This window comes from Clostridium sp. CAG:43, assembly GCF_000434655.1.
Lineage (GTDB): Bacteria > Bacillota > Clostridia > Lachnospirales > Lachnospiraceae > Otoolea > Otoolea fessa.
The window spans coordinates 19359-20496 of sequence record NZ_FR895080.1; the positions used below are offsets into that span (position 1 = coordinate 19359).

2 protein-coding genes are annotated in these 1138 nt (G+C 49.6%); one reads left to right on the forward strand and one right to left on the reverse strand.

Annotation, left to right across the window (positions count from 1 at the left end; all coding sequences use genetic code 11):
• The coding region (locus tag QVO97_RS06495) for a winged helix-turn-helix domain-containing protein (RefSeq protein ID WP_288189182.1) at positions 1-215 on the reverse strand (215 nt) is incomplete at its 3' end.
• Between the two features lie 148 nt (positions 216-363).
• Between QVO97_RS06495 and QVO97_RS06500 the strand changes: the two genes are divergently transcribed.
• Positions 364-1138 (forward strand): FAD binding domain-containing protein (locus QVO97_RS06500; protein WP_288189183.1); only part of this gene is annotated, 775 nt, incomplete at its 3' end.

The window sequence follows — 1138 nt, forward strand, 5'->3', positions numbered from 1 at the left end:
TTTCCGCCGGTGGTGCGGACGGTCAGTGGAAATCCAAGCGTGGCTTCGGCGGAGCGGATAATCCGAAGTGCTTTTGTATACGCCATATTCATGGACAGAGCGGCGGAGCGGAGCGAGCCGGTTTCATCGATGGCATGAAGAAGCTGACGAGGACCTTCGCCAAAGAAACGATGGTTTTCGTCGTTGCAGAGGTAGGTACGAATGGATGGTTTCATAGTTTTTGTCAAATCCTCCTAATCTTTTCTGGAAAAAGGGGTCTCGTTGTATTTTAAAAATAACAACGGAATTATACCATGTTTTATGCTATAATAAAAGATGGATAATTTTGTTATTTAAGAAATAGATGAAAAAGAGGAAAAACCTATGATGACGATTCGAGAATATAAACGGGTAGAAAGCCTGGAGGAAGCCTGGGAGCTGAATCAGAAAAAAGCGAACCGGGTGATAGGCGGTATGATCTGGCTGAAGATGAGCCGGGGCAATGTAGGAACCGCGATTGATATTTCAGGGCTGGGGCTGGATCAGATAGAGGAGACAGAGGATGCGTTTGAGATCGGTGCGATGGTTACCCTGCGCCAGCTGGAAGAACATCCGGGATTGGCGGCATACACAGACGGTGCCATGCGCGAATCGGTGCGCCATATCGTCGGCGTGCAGCTTCGGAACCTGGCGACAGTCGGAGGCAGTATCTATGGCAGATTTGGATTTTCAGATGTCCTGACAATGTTCCTGGCGATGGACACAGAAGTGGAACTTTACAAAGCTGGACGGATGCCGTTGGTGGAATTTGCAAAACAGATCGGCGGCCGGGACATTTTAGTCAAATTAATTGTCCATAAAGACAAAGCCGTATATCACTACCAGTCCGTGCGGAATACGCAGACTGATTTTCCAGTGCTGACCTGTGCAGCGGCGAAACGGGCGGATGGAGCATATCGTTTTAGCATCGGTGCGCGTCCGGGGCGTGCTGTGTTGTTCGAGGCATCAGCGGAGACAATACAGGCGCTTATAGAGGAAAAGCAAAAGGCTGAAACAAAAGCAGATGCGGATGCCGATACCAGAGAAAAGCAGGACAAGGCGCAGACCGGGAAGAAAGCAGCCTGTCTTGCAAAGTGGATCCGTGATCAGGTTCAGACGT